Genomic DNA, 14,504 nt, shown 5'->3' on the forward strand with positions numbered 1-14,504 from the left:
ATTGCTTAATAGCAATTAGTGCATAACTAAGTACTGAATAAAAAGGAAGCTTCGGCTTCCTTTTTTTATATCTAAAAAACAGAAGTGGTTGATTTTTGCTATTAACAGCAACATGAGAAGGTATTAAGTTATTGATAAGATAGGTTAATAATTGAATGATTGTTTATTTATCGATCAAGGCTTGCTTTCAAAAATGTGATCTGTATAATGCTCACCACTGCCAGAGACAAAGTCTTGTAAGCGCTGTTGTGAACCAATAAGCATTGAGGAGAAACGTACTACAGGCTATGCCGAGTATGTTTCATAATGAATACTCTGACTTATGTTCGCAGTCATTAAATTGGCTGACAATGCATCCGATAGGGATGCTACGTTCACATAAATCAATCGACATTCCTTCGTCTTTACGAACGTGAGTGGCGATATTGTTTGTGTAATTTTTATTTGGAGCTCTGTCTAATGCAGAACCAACGTATTCGTATCCGCCTAAAGGCTTTCGATCATCGTTTGATCGACCAGTCTACTGCGGAAATCGTTGAAACAGCTAAGCGTACTGGCGCACAGGTTAAGGGTCCAATCCCTCTTCCTACTCGCAAAGAGCGCTTCACTGTTCTTATTTCTCCACACGTTAATAAGGACGCACGTGACCAGTACGAAATTCGTACACACAAGCGCCTTATCGACATCGTTGAGCCTACAGACAAAACTGTTGATGCTCTGATGCGTCTAGATCTAGCTGCTGGCGTTGACGTACAGATCAGCCTAGGTTAAGGGGAGATAAGAGAATGATTGGTCTAATCGGTCGTAAAGTGGGCATGACCCGCATCTTTACCGAAGATGGCATTTCTATTCCAGTTACTGTTGTTGAAGTTGAAAACAACCGCGTTACTCAGGTTAAATCTGTAGAAACTGACGGTTACAACGCTATTCAAGTAACAGCTGGAACTAAGAAAGCTAGCCGCGTATCTAAGCCAGAAGCTGGTCACTTTGCGAAAGCAGGTGTAGAAGCTGGTCGCGGTCTTTGGGAATTCCGTCTAGAAAATAATGAAGAATTCGCAGTTGGCGCTGAGCTAAGTGTTGAAATCTTTAACGAAATTAAAAAAGTAGACGTTACTGGTACATCTAAAGGTAAGGGCTTCCAAGGTGCTATTAAGCGCTGGAACTTCCGTACTCAAGATATGACCCATGGTAACTCCTTGTCTCACCGCGCTCCGGGTTCAATTGGCCAATGTCAAACTCCAGGTCGTGTATTTAAAGGCAAGAAAATGGCTGGTCACATGGGTGCTGAGCGTGTAACGACTCAAAACCTAGAGATCGTACGTGTTGACGCTGAGCGCAATCTGCTTCTTATTAAAGGTGCAGTCCCTGGTGCTACAGGCGGTAACGTGATCGTTAAACCAGCTGTTAAAGCGTAACGTCGAGGAGTTAGTAATGGAATTGGTAGTCAAAGGCGCTAACGCGCTAACTGTCTCCGAAACTACTTTTGGGCGTGATTTCAATGAAGCGCTTGTACACCAAGTAGTTGTTGCGTTTGCAGCAGGTGCTCGTCAGGGTACACGTGCTCAGAAGACTCGTTCAGACGTTTCTGGTGGTGGCGCTAAGCCATGGCGCCAGAAGGGTACTGGTCGCGCTCGTGCAGGTACAATCCGCAGTCCGCTATGGCGTTCTGGTGGTGTTACTTTCGCTGCTCGTCCTCAGGATCACAGCCAAAAAGTAAACAAGAAAATGTACCGCGGTGCTATGAAGAGCATTCTTTCTGAGTTAGTTCGTCAAGAGCGTTTAATCGTTGTTGAAAACTTCACTCTAGAAGCACCAAAGACAAAAGCACTAGTTGCTAAGCTTAAAGAGCTTGAGCTAACTGATGCACTAATCGTAACTGGCGAACTAGATGAGAATCTATTCCTTGCAGCACGTAACCTATACAAAGTAGACGTACGTGACGCAGCGGCAATCGATCCAGTTAGCTTGATCGCTTTCGATAAAATTGTAATGACTGCAGCAGCAGTTAAAGCAATCGAGGAGATGCTAGCATGATCACTGAAGAGCGTATTTTAAAAGTTCTACGTGCTCCGCACATCTCTGAAAAAGCATCAATGGCTGCTGAAAACGCGAATACTATCGTGTTTAAAGTTGCTATTACTGCGACAAAGAGAGAGATCAAAGCAGCAGTTGAAAAACTGTTTGAGGTTGAAGTTAAGTCTGTAAATACTCTTATCACTAAGGGTAAGACCAAACGTCAAGGTATGCGCCAAGGCCGTCGTTCAGACGTGAAGAAAGCGTATGTTATCTTGAAAGAAGGTCAAGACATCGACTTCGCTGGTAGTGCAGAGTAAGGCTAGGAGCAAAGAAGAATGGCTATTGTAAAATGTAAGCCGACTTCCCCAGGTCGTCGCCACGTAGTTAAAGTGGTTAACTCTGACCTGCATAAGGGTAAGCCGTACGCACCACTTCTAGAGAAAAACTCTAAGACTGGTGGTCGTAACAATAACGGTCGTATCACAGTACGTCATATCGGTGGTGGTAACAAACAACACTACCGTCTAATTGACTTTAAACGTACTAAAGATGGCATCCCAGCGAAAGTTGAGCGTCTAGAATACGATCCAAACCGTAGCGCAAACATTGCTCTAGTTCTGTACGCAGACGGTGAGCGCCGCTACATTATCGCACCTAAAGGTATCCAAGCTGGTGATATGATCCAGTCTGGCGAAGATGCTGCTATCAAAGTTGGTAACACTTTACCAATGCGCAACATCCCAGTAGGTTCAACAGTACACTGTGTTGAACTTAAGCCTGGTAAAGGTGCACAGCTGGCTCGTTCAGCTGGTGCATACGCTCAGATCATTGCACGTGCAGGCACTTATGTGACTCTACGTCTACGTTCTGGTGAAATGCGTAAAGTTCTTGCTGACGGTCGTGCGACTCTAGGTGAAGTTGGTAACGCAGAACACATGCTACGTGAGCTAGGTAAAGCTGGTGCTTCACGCTGGCGCGGTGTTCGTCCAACTGTACGTGGTGTTGTAATGAACCCAGTGGATCACCCACATGGTGGTGGTGAAGGTCGTACATCAGGCGGTCGTCATCCAGTAACACCTTGGGGCGTTCCAACTAAGGGTTATAAGACTCGTAGCAACAAGCGCACCGACAAGTACATCGTACGTCGTCGTAATAAGTAATTATAAAGAGGATACGCCATGCCACGTTCTCTCAAGAAAGGTCCATTCATTGACCTACACTTGCTGAAGAAGGTAGAGAAAGCGTTGGAAAGCGGAGACAAAAAGCCTGTTAAGACTTGGTCCCGTCGCTCAATGATCATCCCTCAGATGATCGGTTTGACCATCGCTGTCCATAATGGTCGTCAGCACGTTCCTGTTTTCGTTTCTGAAGAAATGATCGGTCACAAGCTAGGCGAATTTGCACCAACACGTACTTACCGCGGTCATGCTGCGGATAAGAAAGCTAAAAAGCGCTAAGGAGTAGGTAATGGAAGCTATCGCTAAACATCGCTTTGCTCGCATTTCGCCGCAAAAAGCTCGTTTGGTTGCAGATCAACTGCGCGGTAAGCCAGTTGCTCAAGCTCTAGAAATTCTTAACTTCAGCAACAAAAAAGCTGCTGATTTAATCAAGAAAGTTCTAGAGTCAGCTATCGCTAACGCAGAACACAACGAAGGCGCAGACATTGATGATCTTAATGTTGCTAAAATCTTCGTTGACGAAGGTCCTACCATGAAGCGTATTATGCCTCGTGCTAAAGGCCGTGCCGATCGCATCTTGAAGCGTTCTAGCCACATCACTGTTGTTGTAGCAGACCGCTAAGAGACTAGGAGAGAAAGCAATGGGTCAGAAAGTACATCCTAATGGTATTCGTTTAGGCATCTGTAAGCCTTGGAATACCACTTGGTTTGCTAACAGCCAAGAATTCGCTGACAACCTAGACGGCGATTTCAAGGTACGCCAGTTCCTTACTAAGGAACTAGCAAAAGCATCTCTATCACGCATCGTTATCGAGCGTCCTGCTAAGAGCATCCGTGTGACTATTCACACTGCTCGTCCAGGCGTAGTAATCGGTAAGAAAGGCGAAGACGTAGAGAAACTACGTGCAGCAGTAGCGAAGATCGCGGGCGTTCCAGCTCAGATCAACATCGCTGAAGTACGTAAACCAGAACTAGATGGTCAACTAGTAGCAGACAGCATTTCGTCTCAACTAGAGCGTCGTGTAATGTTCCGTCGCGCGATGAAGCGTGCAGTTCAAAACGCTATGCGTCTTGGCGCTAAAGGTATCAAAGTTGAAGTAAGCGGCCGTTTAGGCGGTGCTGAAATTGCACGTACTGAGTGGTACCGTGAAGGCCGTGTGCCTCTACACACTCTTCGTGCTGACATTGACTACGCAACTTCTTCGGCTCACACCCAATACGGTGTTATCGGCGTTAAAGTTTGGATCTTCAAAGGTGAAGTTCTAGGCGGCATGCCGGTTGAAGAGCCAAAGGCTGACAAGCCTAAGAAGCAGCGCAAAAGCCGTAAATAAGGAGTTTATTGATGCTGCAACCTAAACGCACTAAATTCCGCAAGGCCTTTAAAGGCCGTAACCGCGGTTTAGCGAACGGTACTGATGTAAGCTTTGGTACATTTGGTCTTAAAGCAGTCGGCCGTGGTCGTCTAACTGCTCGTCAGATCGAAGCTGCACGTCGTGCTATGACTCGTCATGTAAAACGTCAGGGCCAAATCTGGATTCGTGTATTCCCAGACAAACCAATCACATCTAAGCCTCTTGAAGTTCGTCAAGGTAAAGGTAAGGGTAGTGTGGAGTACTGGGTTGCACAGATTCAACCAGGTAAAGTTCTATACGAAATGGGTGGTGTTCCTGAAGCATTAGCTCGTGAAGCATTTAATCTTGCTGCACGTAAGCTACCAATCAAGACAACATTCGTAATTAAGGCGGTGATGTGATGAATGCACTAGATCTACGCGCTAAAAGCGTTGAAGAGCTTAATGCAGAGCTTGTGAATTTGCTACGTGAACAGTTTAACTTGCGTATGCAAGCTGCGACTGGTCAACTACAGCAGACTCATAATCTTAAAACTGTACGTCGTGATATCGCACGTGTTAAAACTGTACTGACTGAGAAGGCTGGCGCATAATGAGCGATCAAATCCGTACTCAGCTTGGTCGTGTAGTTAGCGACAAAGGCGATAAGTCTATTGTTGTTGCTATCGAGCGTAAAGTGAAGCACCCGATCTACGGTAAGTACATCACACGCACGACTAAGCTTCATGCACACGACGAAAACAACGAATGTGGCCTAGGCGACATGGTTGAAGTTCGTGAGTGTCGTCCAATGTCAAAGACTAAGTCTTGGACTTTGGTACGCGTAGTTGAAAAAGCACGTATTTAATACGTACTAACAACTACTTAAGTTAGCGGCCCTGAAAAACTTAGGGCCGTTCATTTTTTTATCTACCCATCGGTCGAAAATGGTGTTATTATTCGCCGCCTTTGAAGAAAAGGCATATCGACTCGATTTGGGTCTAGATGTTTTAAATTAGCGGAGCACTAACATGATCCAAATGCAAAGTATGCTTGATGCTGCGGATAACTCCGGCGCACGTAGCGTAATGTGTATTAAGGTTCTGGGTGGTTCTCACCGTCGCTATGCACATATCGGTGACATCATCAAGATTACTGTAAAGGAAGCAATTCCACGCGGTAAAGTTAAGAAAGGTGATGTACTGAAAGCGGTGGTTGTACGCACCCGTAAAGGCGTTCGTCGTCAAGATGGCTCTGTCATTCGCTTTGACCGTAATGCTTGCGTATTGTTGAACGACAACACTGAGCAACCTATCGGTACCCGTATCTTTGGCCCTGTGACTCGTGAACTTCGTAATACGAAATTCATGAAGATTGTATCACTAGCGCCAGAAGTACTTTAAGGAGCGACTATAATGGCAGCTAAAATCCGTCGTAACGACGAAGTTATCATTCTTGCTGGTAAAGATAAAGGCAAGACTGGTAAAGTAACTAAGGTTCTAGCAACCGGTAAAGTTATCGTTGAAGGTATTAACATGGTCAAGAAACACCAGAAGCCGGTTCCGGCAATGGGTGTTCAAGGCGGTATCGTTGAGCAGGAAGCTGCGATCGATGCGTCTAATGTTGCTATCGTTAACGGTCAAGGTAAAGCGGACCGTGTAGGCTTCCGATTTGAAGACGACAAAAAAGTTCGTTTCTTTAAATCGACTGGCGAAACTATCAAGTAAGTTTGGAGTAGTACTATGGCGAAACTGCATGATTACTACAAAGAGACTGTTGTAAAAGACCTTGCTGGCAAGTTCGAATACAAGAGTATCATGCAAGTCCCAAGGATCGAAAAGATCACACTTAACATGGGTGTGGGCGAAGCTATCAACGACAAGAAGCTGCTAGAAAACGCTGCTGCTGACATGACTGCAATTGCAGGTCAGAAGCCGCTAATCACAGTAGCACGCAAGTCAGTTGCAGGCTTTAAGATCCGTGAGGGCTACCCTATTGGCTGTAAAGTAACCTTACGTGGCGAGCGTATGTGGGACTTTTTCGAGCGTCTAATTTCTATTGCTGTACCTCGTATTCGAGATTTCCGTGGTTTAAACCCGAAATCATTCGATGGTCGTGGTAACTACAGCATGGGCGTTCGTGAGCAGATCATCTTCCCAGAAATCGATTTCGATAAAGTAGATCGTGTACGTGGTTTAGACATCACAATCACAACTTCTGCTAAATCTGATGAAGAAGCTCTAGCTCTACTGTCTGCTTTTAACTTCCCATTCCGTAAGTAAAAGTAAGGGTTACTAATGGCTAAAGAATCAATGAAGGCACGTGAAGCTAAACGTGCCAAGCTAGTAGCTAAGTTCGCTGAAAAGCGTGCTGCGCTAAAAGCTCTAATTAGCGACGTGAATGCGTCTGAAGAAGATCGCTGGAATGCAGTGCTTAAACTTCAGTCACTACCACGTGATTCTGCGAAGTCTCGTCAGCGTAATCGCTGTAACCAGACTGGACGTCCACACGGCTACCTACGTAAGTTCGGTCTTAGCCGTATCAAGGTTCGTGAAGCTTGCATGAAAGGCGAGATTCCGGGTCTACGTAAAGCAAGCTGGTAATACCAGTAAGCAATTCAGAATCACGGAGTATTAACTTATGAGCATGCAAGATCCGATTTCGGATATGCTGACCCGTCTTCGTAACGGTCAGGCAGCGAAAAAAGTTGCTGTAAAAATGCCATCTTCTAAGCTTAAAGTTGCAATTGCAGCATTATTACAAGAAGAAGGTTTCGTGGCTGACTACACTGTAACAGGTGACGTTAAGCCAGAGCTAGAAGTTACTCTTAAGTACTTCGAAGCTAATCCAGTTATTGAGCAAATCCAACGTGTTTCACGTCCTGGTCTACGCATCTACAAGAAAAAAGGTGCGCTACCATCAGTGATGGGTGGCCTTGGTATTGCTGTTATTTCCACTTCCAAGGGTCTTATGACCGACCGCGCTGCACGCAAAGCGGGTCTTGGCGGTGAGATTATCTGCTACGTAGCATAATAGGAGTAGAACATGTCTCGTGTTGCAAAAGCACCAGTAGTTTTCCCTGCCGGCGTAGAAGTTAATCTTAACGGTCAGGAAATTACTGTTAAAGGTTCAAAAGGCGAATTAGTTCGTGTTATGAACCCAGCAGTAGTTCTAACTTTGGAAGAGAACAAAGTTACTTTCGGTCCTCGTGAAGGGTTCGATAAAGCTTGGGCACAAGCAGGTACTGCTCGTGCACTAGTTAACAACATGGTTGTTGGTGTTACCGAAGGCTTCACTAAGAAGCTGACTCTTAAGGGTGTAGGTTACCGTGCTGCTATCAAAGGCAACGCTGTAGGTCTAACTCTAGGTTTCTCTCATCCAGTTGAGCACGAACTTCCAGCAGGTATCAAAGCTGAATGTCCATCACAAACTGAAATCGTACTTACGGGTACTGATAAGCAGTTAGTTGGTCAGGTAGCTGCTGATATTCGCGCTTACCGTAGCCCTGAACCTTATAAAGGTAAAGGTGTTCGTTACGCCGACGAAGTTGTGCGTACTAAAGAAGCTAAGAAGAAGTAAGGTAACACTATGGATAAGAAAGCATCTCGTATCCGTCGTGCGACCCGAGCACGTCGTAAGATTGCTGAACTGGGCGCAACTCGCCTAGTTGTACACCGTACTCCACGTCACGTGTACGCTCAGGTAATCGCACCGAACGGCTCTGAGGTTATCGCAGCCGCTTCTACTTTAGAAAAAGCGATCCGTGAGCAAGTTAAGAGTACCGGAAACAAAGACGCTGCTGCAGTTGTAGGTAAAACTATTGCTGAGCGCGCGATTGAAAAAGGCATCTCTAACGTTGCATTTGATCGCTCTGGTTTCCAATACCACGGCCGTATCGCGACACTAGCAGAAGCTGCTCGTGAAGCTGGTCTGAAATTCTAAGGTAGGCGGAAGATGGCTAACGAAAAGACACAATCAGATTTGAATGAAAAACTGATCGCTGTTAACCGTGTTTCAAAAACGGTTAAAGGTGGTCGTATTTTCAGCTTTACTGCACTAACAGTAGTTGGTGACGGTAACGGTCGCATCGGTTTCGGTTACGGTAAAGCACGTGAAGTGCCTGCTGCAATCCAGAAAGCGATGGAAAAAGCACGTCGTAACATGGTTACGATCGCAATCAACGAAGGTACTCTTCACCACGCTGTTAAAGGCCGTCACACTGGTTCTCAAGTGTACATGCAGCCTGCATCAGAAGGTACTGGTATCATCGCCGGTGGCGCAATGCGTGCAGTGCTAGAAGTTGCGGGTATCCGTAACGTACTAGCAAAAACATACGGTTCTACTAATCCAATCAACGTTGTTCGCGCAACAATTTTGGGTCTAAGTGGAATGAACTCTCCAGAAATGATCGCTGCAAAACGTGGTCTTTCTGTTAAAGAAATTCTGGAGTAATCGACATGGCTAAAACTATTAAAGTAACCCAAACAAAGAGCTCTATCGGTCGTTTACCGAAGCATAAAGCTACTTTGCGCGGCCTAGGCCTTCGTCGCATCAACCACACTGTTGAACTTGAAGATACTGCTTGCGTACGCGGCATGATCAATAAAGTTTACTACATGGTTAAAGTTGAGGAGTAATCAGTATGCGTTTGAATACTCTATCACCGGCCGCTGGTTCTAAGCCTTCTGCGAAGCGCGTAGGCCGTGGTATCGGTTCAGGTCTAGGTAAAACTTGTGGCCGTGGTGTTAAAGGTCAGAAATCACGTTCAGGTGGTTCTGTTCGCCCAGGTTTTGAAGGCGGTCAAATGCCTTTGAAACAGCGTCTACCAAAGTTCGGTTTTACGTCTCGTAAGAGCCTAGTAACTGCTGAAGTTCGTCTAGCTGAGCTAGCGAAAGTTGAAGGTGATGTTGTAAGCCTTGAAACACTAAAAGCTGCGAATGTTATCACTAAGGACATTAAGTTCGTGAAAGTTGTACTTTCTGGTGATATCGCTCGTTCAGTAACAGTGAAAGGCCTACGCGTTACTAAAGGCGCTTTAGCTGCTATCGAAGCTGCTGGCGGTAAAATCGAGGAATAATTAACTCGAGGATGAGGTACAGATGGCTAAACAACCAGGACAAGATTTTCGTAGTGGACAAGGTGGCCTAGCAGAGCTTAAGTCACGCCTTCTCTTTGTATTAGGTGCGATATTAATATTCCGAGCTGGATCCTTTGTGCCTATTCCTGGTATTGACGCTGCTGTACTTGCCAGTCTGTTCGAGCAGCAAAAGGGTACCATCATTGAGATGTTTAACATGTTCTCTGGTGGTGCACTCTCGCGTGCTTCTATTTTAGCACTGGGCATAATGCCGTATATTTCTGCGTCCATTATTGTCCAGCTGCTAACAGTAGTTCATCCAGCCTTGGCTGAGTTGAAGAAAGAAGGTGAAGCTGGCCGTCGTAAGATAAGTCAGTACACCCGATACGGTACGCTTGTATTGGCAACCTTCCAAGCAATTGGTATTGCAACGGGGTTACCAAGTATGATTCCAGGCCTGGTACATAATCCAGGTCCTAGTTTCTATTTTGTTGCCGTGGTTAGTTTGGTTACTGGTACCATGTTCTTAATGTGGTTAGGTGAGCAAGTTACCGAGCGTGGCATTGGTAACGGTATATCTGTGATTATTTTCACTGGTATCGTTGCTGGTTTGCCGCCAGCTATTGGACAGACCGTAGAGCAAGCGCGTCAAGGTGAATTGCACGTACTTCTTCTACTGTTAATTGCGGTTATATCTTTTGCTGTGATTTACTTTGTAGTGTTCATGGAACGTGGTCAACGTCGAATCGTCGTTAACTACGCCAAGCGTCAACAAGGCCGTCGTGTCTTTGCTGCGCAGAGCACACACCTACCGTTGAAAATCAACATGGCAGGTGTAATCCCAGCAATTTTCGCATCGAGTATTATTCTGTTTCCAGGCACACTGGCTCAGTGGTTTGGACAAAGTGAAGGTCTTGGCTGGTTAAGTGATATTTCACTTGCACTTAGTCCAGGACAGCCACTTTATGTAATGCTCTACGCTGCTGCAATTATATTCTTCTGTTTCTTCTATACCGCGTTGGTGTTTAACCCTCGCGAGACAGCAGATAATTTGAAGAAGTCTGGAGCATTCATACCTGGTATTCGCCCGGGTGAACAGACCGCAATGTACATTGATAAAGTAATGACTCGACTAACCCTAGCGGGTGCGTTGTATATCACCTTTATCTGTCTGATCCCCGAGTTCATGATGATTGCATGGAACGTTCGCTTTTACTTTGGCGGTACTTCCCTACTAATCGTAGTTGTTGTTATCATGGATTTCATGGCTCAAGTTCAGACACATTTGATGTCTCAACAGTATGAGTCAGTATTGAAAAAAGCTAATCTGAAAGGCTACGGCCGCTAAGTTTAGTTTTCCATATTTACGGAGTTTAGCAATGAAAGTTCGTGCTTCCGTTAAGAAAATCTGCCGTAACTGTAAAGTTATCAAGCGCAACGGTGTTGTGCGTGTAATTTGCAGTGAGCCAAAGCATAAACAACGCCAAGGCTAATTAGCAGAAATATTTCTTGCAAATTGAAGATAGGTTGGCTAAATTAGTCAACCATCTTTTGTTATGTGCAAAAGAATTGTACCACCGCTGCGTATCCTGAACGGGCTCTGCAGCGGTTATTCTTGTAAAGTACTAGGAGTGAATAGTGGCCCGTATTGCAGGCATTAACATTCCTGATCAGAAACACGCTGTAATCGCATTAACTGCGATTTACGGCATCGGTAAAACACGTTCTCAAGCTATTCTAGCTGAGACGGGTATTGCTGAAGATGTTAAGATCAGTGAACTAACTGAAGAACAGATCGATCTACTGCGTGATGGTGTAGCTAAATACACTGTAGAAGGTGATCTTCGTCGTGAAATTTCCATGAACATCAAGCGTCTTATGGACCTTGGTTGTTACCGTGGTCTTCGTCACCGTCGCAGTCTACCTCTACGTGGACAGCGTACTAAAACCAACGCACGTACCCGTAAGGGTCCGCGCAAGCCGATCAAAAAATAGTCGGATAAGGTAGAGTACAATGGCAAAACAACCAACTCGCGCTCGTAAGCGCGTACGCAAGCAAGTAGCCGATGGCGTTGCGCACATCCATGCTTCTTTCAACAACACAATCGTAACCATTACTGACCGTCAAGGTAATGCTCTTTCATGGGCAACTGCAGGTGGTTCAGGTTTCCGTGGTTCTCGTAAATCTACTCCGTTCGCTGCACAGGTTGCTGCTGAGCGTTGTGGTGAAATGGCCAAAGAATATGGCGTTAAGAACCTAGAAGTTATGGTTAAGGGCCCTGGTCCTGGTCGTGAGTCTACAATCCGCGCTCTAAACGCAGCGGGTTTCCGTATCACTAACATTGTTGATGCGACTCCGATCCCTCATAACGGTTGTCGTCCACCTAAGAAACGTCGCGTATAACGTTTAGTTTCTAGGAATATTGGAGAAAGAAAATGGCAAGATATTTGGGTCCTAAGCTAAAGCTTAGCCGTCGCGAAGGCACTGACTTATTCCTTAAGTCTGGTGTACGTGCGATTGATACCAAGTGTAAGATTGATAACGCTCCGGGCCAACATGGTGCTCGTCGCGGTCGTCTATCTGATTACGGCGTTCAGCTTCGTGAGAAGCAGAAAGTTCGTCGTACATATGGCGTACTAGAAAAACAATTCCGTAACTACTACAAGACAGCTGCCCGCATCAAGGGTAACACAGGTGAAAACCTGCTTCAGCTTCTTGAAGGTCGTTTAGATAACGTAGTTTACCGCATGGGCTTTGGTGCAACTCGCGCTGAATCTCGTCAATTGGTAAGCCACAAAGCGATTCTAGTTAACGGTCAAGTCGTAAACGTTCCTTCTTTCAAGGTAGCGGCAAACGACGTTGTTAGCATTCGTGAGAAAGCTAAGAACCAAGCACGCATTAAAGCAGCTCTTGAAGTTGCTACACAGCGTGAACTACCGACTTGGGTCGAAGTAGACAGCAGCAAGATGGAAGGTACGTTTAAGCGTCTTCCAGAACGTTCTGATTTGTCTGCCGACATCAACGAACACCTGATCGTCGAGCTTTACTCTAAGTAAGGCTACAGTTAAGAGAGGACACAATGCAGGGTTCTGTAACAGAATTTCTTAAGCCGCGTCTAGTTGACATCGAACAAGTTAGCTCTACGCACGCAAAAGTAACTCTAGAGCCGTTGGAGCGTGGTTTTGGCCACACTCTAGGAAACGCTCTTCGTCGTATTTTGCTATCTTCAATGCCAGGTTGTGCTGTAACTGAAGTAGAAATCGACGGTGTGTTACATGAGTACAGCACCAAAGAAGGCGTTCAGGAGGATATCCTTGAAATTCTTCTTAACCTTAAAGGTCTAGCCGTTAAGGTTGAGGGTAAAGATGAAGTTATTCTTACTCTGAACAAATCTGGTGCAGGCCCTGTTGTTGCAGGTGACATCACCCATGATGGTGATGTTGAGATTGCGAACCCAGAACACGTAATCTGCCATTTAACTGATGACAATGCTGAATTAAGCATGCGCATCAAGGTAGAACGTGGTCGTGGCTACGTACCAGCATCAGCTCGTATTCACACTGAAGAAGATGAGCGTCCAATTGGTCGTTTGTTAGTAGATGCTACTTACAGCCCAGTGGACCGTATCGCTTACGCGGTAGAGGCAGCACGTGTAGAACAACGTACTGACCTAGACAAGCTTGTAATCGATATGGAGACTAACGGTACACTTGATCCTGAGGAAGCTATCCGCCGTGCAGCAACAATTCTTGCTGAACAATTGGATGCATTTGTAGATCTTCGCGATGTACGAGTTCCTGAAGAGAAAGAAGAGAAGCCGGAGTTCGATCCGATCCTACTGCGTCCTGTAGACGATCTTGAACTAACTGTTCGCTCTGCTAACTGTCTGAAAGCAGAAGCGATCCATTACATCGGTGATCTTGTTCAGCGTACTGAGGTTGAGCTTCTTAAAACGCCAAACCTTGGTAAGAAGTCTTTGACAGAAATCAAAGATGTATTGGCATCTCGTGGTCTATCTCTAGGTATGCGCCTAGAAAACTGGCCACCTGCATCAATCGCTGAAGATTAATAGTTTACTGATATCTAGTTAGAAGGATTAGGTCATGCGCCATCGTAAGAGTGGTCGTCAACTCAACCGCAACAGCAGTCATCGTAAAGCGATGTTCAGCAACATGGCTAGCTCTCTGGTACGTCACGAATTAATTAAGACTACCTTGCCTAAAGCAAAAGAGCTACGTCGCGTAATTGAGCCTTTGATTACCCTAGCTAAGACCGACAGTGTTGCTAACCGTCGTCTTGCATTCGCTCGTACTCGTGATAACGAAGTTGTTGCGAAATTATTTAACGAACTAGGTCCACGCTTTGCAGCGCGTCCTGGTGGTTACACTCGTATCATGAAGTGCGGTTTCCGTACTGGTGATAAAGCTCCTATGGCTTACATCGAGTTAGTTGACCGTCCTGCAAAGGAAGAAGCTACTGCTGAATAAGCAATAGCCGTTAAATAAGAAGAAAGCTGAGTCCTTTGGACTCGGCTTTTTTTTTGATCTTTTGTTGGTAATGCTATTCATCCTATCTGCTATTGCTACTTCGTTTATCTTTTATTTCCCTATCTTTACTATTAAATCTTCTTAGTCGTTAGTTATTACTATTTATAAATATCATTGGTGTGATTACTTTTATCAAATAGCGGCAGATATAGCTTTAATTGCCAACTGTTTATATCGAGTTAAAAATTGTCATTAATAACAAATAGATTATAAAAATGCCAATTAATGTCATATTTGCTTTTAATCTAAGCAAACGAAATTATTTTTTAAAATTATGCTTGTCAGCTTTAAAAATCCCCCTATAATGCGACCTCACTGACACGGACAACGGCGCAAGCGGTTACCGATAGTCAGT

28 protein-coding genes are annotated in these 14,504 nt (G+C 45.2%); all 28 read left to right on the forward strand.

Going from position 1 to position 14,504, the window contains the following annotated elements:
* The first annotated feature begins 459 nt into the window (after window positions 1-459).
* The 28 genes from rpsJ (at window position 460) to rplQ (ending at window position 14,089) form a co-directional block, all read left to right on the forward strand.
* The gene (rpsJ, locus tag VXS03_RS19775) at window positions 460-771 is read left to right on the forward strand and encodes a 30S ribosomal protein S10 (RefSeq protein ID WP_002541412.1); all 312 of its coding nucleotides are present in this window, start codon (window positions 460-462) and stop codon (window positions 769-771) included.
* 14 nt (window positions 772-785) lie between these two features.
* Window positions 786-1,415: a 50S ribosomal protein L3 gene (gene rplC, locus VXS03_RS19780; protein WP_036789584.1), complete on the forward strand. Its 630-nt coding sequence runs from the start codon at window positions 786-788 to the stop codon at window positions 1,413-1,415.
* A 16-nt stretch (window positions 1,416-1,431) separates the two neighbouring features.
* Window positions 1,432-2,034, forward strand: a complete 603-nt coding sequence (rplD, locus tag VXS03_RS19785; RefSeq protein WP_036789587.1) for a 50S ribosomal protein L4 — start codon at window positions 1,432-1,434, stop codon at window positions 2,032-2,034.
* Window positions 2,031-2,333, forward strand: coding sequence for a 50S ribosomal protein L23 (rplW, locus tag VXS03_RS19790; protein ID WP_036789589.1), 303 nt, complete (start codon window positions 2,031-2,033; stop codon window positions 2,331-2,333). The genes rplD and rplW overlap by 4 nt, the downstream gene beginning before the upstream one ends.
* Before the next feature lie 18 nt (window positions 2,334-2,351).
* Window positions 2,352-3,176: a 50S ribosomal protein L2 gene (gene rplB, locus VXS03_RS19795; RefSeq protein ID WP_045038830.1), complete on the forward strand. Its 825-nt coding sequence runs from the start codon at window positions 2,352-2,354 to the stop codon at window positions 3,174-3,176.
* A gap of 18 nt (window positions 3,177-3,194) precedes the next feature.
* Window positions 3,195-3,473, forward strand: a complete 279-nt coding sequence (rpsS, locus tag VXS03_RS19800) for a 30S ribosomal protein S19 (protein ID WP_005302795.1) — start codon at window positions 3,195-3,197, stop codon at window positions 3,471-3,473.
* Window positions 3,474-3,483: 10 nt separating this feature from the next.
* A complete protein-coding gene (gene rplV / locus VXS03_RS19805) occupies window positions 3,484-3,816 on the forward strand; it encodes a 50S ribosomal protein L22 (RefSeq protein ID WP_005302797.1) in 333 nt (110 codons plus the stop codon).
* Between the two features lie 19 nt (window positions 3,817-3,835).
* Complete coding sequence (rpsC, locus tag VXS03_RS19810; RefSeq protein WP_036789594.1) at window positions 3,836-4,525, forward strand: 30S ribosomal protein S3; 690 nt, start codon at window positions 3,836-3,838, stop codon at window positions 4,523-4,525.
* Between the two features lie 11 nt (window positions 4,526-4,536).
* Window positions 4,537-4,947, forward strand: coding sequence for a 50S ribosomal protein L16 (gene rplP / locus VXS03_RS19815; RefSeq protein WP_297483978.1), 411 nt, complete (start codon window positions 4,537-4,539; stop codon window positions 4,945-4,947).
* Window positions 4,947-5,138 carry a 50S ribosomal protein L29 gene (gene rpmC / locus VXS03_RS19820; RefSeq protein ID WP_036789604.1) on the forward strand — a complete coding sequence of 64 codons (192 nt, stop codon included), beginning with the start codon at window positions 4,947-4,949 and terminating at the stop codon, window positions 5,136-5,138. The genes rplP and rpmC overlap by 1 nt, the downstream gene beginning before the upstream one ends.
* Entirely contained in the window at window positions 5,138-5,392 is a 255-nt protein-coding gene (rpsQ, locus tag VXS03_RS19825; RefSeq protein WP_061000885.1) for a 30S ribosomal protein S17, read from the forward strand. The genes rpmC and rpsQ overlap by 1 nt, the downstream gene beginning before the upstream one ends.
* Before the next feature lie 163 nt (window positions 5,393-5,555).
* Window positions 5,556-5,927 carry a 50S ribosomal protein L14 gene (rplN, locus tag VXS03_RS19830; protein ID WP_045032667.1) on the forward strand — a complete coding sequence of 124 codons (372 nt, stop codon included), beginning with the start codon at window positions 5,556-5,558 and terminating at the stop codon, window positions 5,925-5,927.
* A 12-nt stretch (window positions 5,928-5,939) separates the two neighbouring features.
* Window positions 5,940-6,251: a 50S ribosomal protein L24 gene (gene rplX, locus VXS03_RS19835; protein ID WP_036789611.1), complete on the forward strand. Its 312-nt coding sequence runs from the start codon at window positions 5,940-5,942 to the stop codon at window positions 6,249-6,251.
* A 15-nt stretch (window positions 6,252-6,266) separates the two neighbouring features.
* Window positions 6,267-6,806 (forward strand): 50S ribosomal protein L5, encoded by a 540-nt coding sequence (rplE, locus tag VXS03_RS19840; RefSeq protein WP_036789621.1) that lies wholly within the window; start codon window positions 6,267-6,269, stop codon window positions 6,804-6,806.
* A gap of 15 nt (window positions 6,807-6,821) precedes the next feature.
* On the forward strand, window positions 6,822-7,127 hold the full coding sequence (rpsN, locus tag VXS03_RS19845; RefSeq protein ID WP_005370985.1) for a 30S ribosomal protein S14: 306 nt from the start codon (window positions 6,822-6,824) through the stop codon (window positions 7,125-7,127).
* Between the two features lie 37 nt (window positions 7,128-7,164).
* Window positions 7,165-7,557 carry a 30S ribosomal protein S8 gene (gene rpsH, locus VXS03_RS19850; RefSeq protein WP_036789627.1) on the forward strand — a complete coding sequence of 131 codons (393 nt, stop codon included), beginning with the start codon at window positions 7,165-7,167 and terminating at the stop codon, window positions 7,555-7,557.
* A 12-nt stretch (window positions 7,558-7,569) separates the two neighbouring features.
* Window positions 7,570-8,103 (forward strand): 50S ribosomal protein L6, encoded by a 534-nt coding sequence (gene rplF, locus VXS03_RS19855; protein WP_036789632.1) that lies wholly within the window; start codon window positions 7,570-7,572, stop codon window positions 8,101-8,103.
* A gap of 9 nt (window positions 8,104-8,112) precedes the next feature.
* Window positions 8,113-8,466, forward strand: a complete 354-nt coding sequence (gene rplR, locus VXS03_RS19860) for a 50S ribosomal protein L18 (protein ID WP_036789636.1) — start codon at window positions 8,113-8,115, stop codon at window positions 8,464-8,466.
* A 12-nt stretch (window positions 8,467-8,478) separates the two neighbouring features.
* Entirely contained in the window at window positions 8,479-8,976 is a 498-nt protein-coding gene (rpsE, locus tag VXS03_RS19865) for a 30S ribosomal protein S5 (RefSeq protein WP_036789639.1), read from the forward strand.
* A gap of 5 nt (window positions 8,977-8,981) precedes the next feature.
* Entirely contained in the window at window positions 8,982-9,161 is a 180-nt protein-coding gene (rpmD, locus tag VXS03_RS19870) for a 50S ribosomal protein L30 (RefSeq protein ID WP_005302823.1), read from the forward strand.
* A 5-nt stretch (window positions 9,162-9,166) separates the two neighbouring features.
* Entirely contained in the window at window positions 9,167-9,601 is a 435-nt protein-coding gene (gene rplO, locus VXS03_RS19875; protein WP_036789641.1) for a 50S ribosomal protein L15, read from the forward strand.
* 22 nt (window positions 9,602-9,623) lie between these two features.
* A complete protein-coding gene (gene secY, locus VXS03_RS19880) occupies window positions 9,624-10,949 on the forward strand; it encodes a preprotein translocase subunit SecY (RefSeq protein ID WP_045038820.1) in 1,326 nt (441 codons plus the stop codon).
* A gap of 31 nt (window positions 10,950-10,980) precedes the next feature.
* Window positions 10,981-11,094: a 50S ribosomal protein L36 gene (gene rpmJ, locus VXS03_RS19885; protein WP_000868186.1), complete on the forward strand. Its 114-nt coding sequence runs from the start codon at window positions 10,981-10,983 to the stop codon at window positions 11,092-11,094.
* A gap of 145 nt (window positions 11,095-11,239) precedes the next feature.
* Complete coding sequence (gene rpsM / locus VXS03_RS19890; protein ID WP_005370966.1) at window positions 11,240-11,596, forward strand: 30S ribosomal protein S13; 357 nt, start codon at window positions 11,240-11,242, stop codon at window positions 11,594-11,596.
* Between the two features lie 19 nt (window positions 11,597-11,615).
* On the forward strand, window positions 11,616-12,005 hold the full coding sequence (rpsK, locus tag VXS03_RS19895) for a 30S ribosomal protein S11 (protein WP_005370963.1): 390 nt from the start codon (window positions 11,616-11,618) through the stop codon (window positions 12,003-12,005).
* A gap of 32 nt (window positions 12,006-12,037) precedes the next feature.
* Entirely contained in the window at window positions 12,038-12,658 is a 621-nt protein-coding gene (rpsD, locus tag VXS03_RS19900) for a 30S ribosomal protein S4 (RefSeq protein ID WP_061000877.1), read from the forward strand.
* Between the two features lie 23 nt (window positions 12,659-12,681).
* Window positions 12,682-13,671: a DNA-directed RNA polymerase subunit alpha gene (locus tag VXS03_RS19905; RefSeq protein ID WP_036789646.1), complete on the forward strand. Its 990-nt coding sequence runs from the start codon at window positions 12,682-12,684 to the stop codon at window positions 13,669-13,671.
* Between the two features lie 34 nt (window positions 13,672-13,705).
* Window positions 13,706-14,089, forward strand: coding sequence for a 50S ribosomal protein L17 (gene rplQ / locus VXS03_RS19910; protein ID WP_297485926.1), 384 nt, complete (start codon window positions 13,706-13,708; stop codon window positions 14,087-14,089).
* Window positions 14,090-14,504: the final 415 nt, after the last annotated feature.

The sequence above is a fragment of the Photobacterium sp. S4TG1 genome, from assembly GCF_036040035.1.
Taxonomy (GTDB): domain Bacteria; phylum Pseudomonadota; class Gammaproteobacteria; order Enterobacterales; family Vibrionaceae; genus Photobacterium.

Excerpts from the sequence above, each read along its gene's own strand:
- rpsJ (WP_002541412.1), top strand. The coding sequence starts at position 460 with ATGCAGAACCAACGTATTCGTATCCGCCTAAAGGCTTTCGATCATCGT.
- rplC (WP_036789584.1), top strand. The coding sequence starts at position 786 with ATGATTGGTCTAATCGGTCGTAAAGTGGGCATGACCCGCATCTTTACC.
- rplD (WP_036789587.1), top strand. The coding sequence starts at position 1,432 with ATGGAATTGGTAGTCAAAGGCGCTAACGCGCTAACTGTCTCCGAAACT.
- rplW (WP_036789589.1), top strand. The coding sequence starts at position 2,031 with ATGATCACTGAAGAGCGTATTTTAAAAGTTCTACGTGCTCCGCACATC.
- rplB (WP_045038830.1), top strand. The coding sequence starts at position 2,352 with ATGGCTATTGTAAAATGTAAGCCGACTTCCCCAGGTCGTCGCCACGTA.
- rpsS (WP_005302795.1), top strand. The coding sequence starts at position 3,195 with ATGCCACGTTCTCTCAAGAAAGGTCCATTCATTGACCTACACTTGCTG.
- rplV (WP_005302797.1), top strand. The coding sequence starts at position 3,484 with ATGGAAGCTATCGCTAAACATCGCTTTGCTCGCATTTCGCCGCAAAAA.
- rpsC (WP_036789594.1), top strand. The coding sequence starts at position 3,836 with ATGGGTCAGAAAGTACATCCTAATGGTATTCGTTTAGGCATCTGTAAG.
- rplP (WP_297483978.1), top strand. The coding sequence starts at position 4,537 with ATGCTGCAACCTAAACGCACTAAATTCCGCAAGGCCTTTAAAGGCCGT.
- rpmC (WP_036789604.1), top strand. The coding sequence starts at position 4,947 with ATGAATGCACTAGATCTACGCGCTAAAAGCGTTGAAGAGCTTAATGCA.
- rpsQ (WP_061000885.1), top strand. The coding sequence starts at position 5,138 with ATGAGCGATCAAATCCGTACTCAGCTTGGTCGTGTAGTTAGCGACAAA.
- rplN (WP_045032667.1), top strand. The coding sequence starts at position 5,556 with ATGATCCAAATGCAAAGTATGCTTGATGCTGCGGATAACTCCGGCGCA.
- rplX (WP_036789611.1), top strand. The coding sequence starts at position 5,940 with ATGGCAGCTAAAATCCGTCGTAACGACGAAGTTATCATTCTTGCTGGT.
- rplE (WP_036789621.1), top strand. The coding sequence starts at position 6,267 with ATGGCGAAACTGCATGATTACTACAAAGAGACTGTTGTAAAAGACCTT.
- rpsN (WP_005370985.1), top strand. The coding sequence starts at position 6,822 with ATGGCTAAAGAATCAATGAAGGCACGTGAAGCTAAACGTGCCAAGCTA.
- rpsH (WP_036789627.1), top strand. The coding sequence starts at position 7,165 with ATGAGCATGCAAGATCCGATTTCGGATATGCTGACCCGTCTTCGTAAC.
- rplF (WP_036789632.1), top strand. The coding sequence starts at position 7,570 with ATGTCTCGTGTTGCAAAAGCACCAGTAGTTTTCCCTGCCGGCGTAGAA.
- rplR (WP_036789636.1), top strand. The coding sequence starts at position 8,113 with ATGGATAAGAAAGCATCTCGTATCCGTCGTGCGACCCGAGCACGTCGT.
- rpsE (WP_036789639.1), top strand. The coding sequence starts at position 8,479 with ATGGCTAACGAAAAGACACAATCAGATTTGAATGAAAAACTGATCGCT.
- rpmD (WP_005302823.1), top strand. The coding sequence starts at position 8,982 with ATGGCTAAAACTATTAAAGTAACCCAAACAAAGAGCTCTATCGGTCGT.
- rplO (WP_036789641.1), top strand. The coding sequence starts at position 9,167 with ATGCGTTTGAATACTCTATCACCGGCCGCTGGTTCTAAGCCTTCTGCG.
- secY (WP_045038820.1), top strand. The coding sequence starts at position 9,624 with ATGGCTAAACAACCAGGACAAGATTTTCGTAGTGGACAAGGTGGCCTA.
- rpmJ (WP_000868186.1), top strand. The coding sequence starts at position 10,981 with ATGAAAGTTCGTGCTTCCGTTAAGAAAATCTGCCGTAACTGTAAAGTT.
- rpsK (WP_005370963.1), top strand. The coding sequence starts at position 11,616 with ATGGCAAAACAACCAACTCGCGCTCGTAAGCGCGTACGCAAGCAAGTA.
- rpsD (WP_061000877.1), top strand. The coding sequence starts at position 12,038 with ATGGCAAGATATTTGGGTCCTAAGCTAAAGCTTAGCCGTCGCGAAGGC.
- VXS03_RS19905 (WP_036789646.1), top strand. The coding sequence starts at position 12,682 with ATGCAGGGTTCTGTAACAGAATTTCTTAAGCCGCGTCTAGTTGACATC.
- rplQ (WP_297485926.1), top strand. The coding sequence starts at position 13,706 with ATGCGCCATCGTAAGAGTGGTCGTCAACTCAACCGCAACAGCAGTCAT.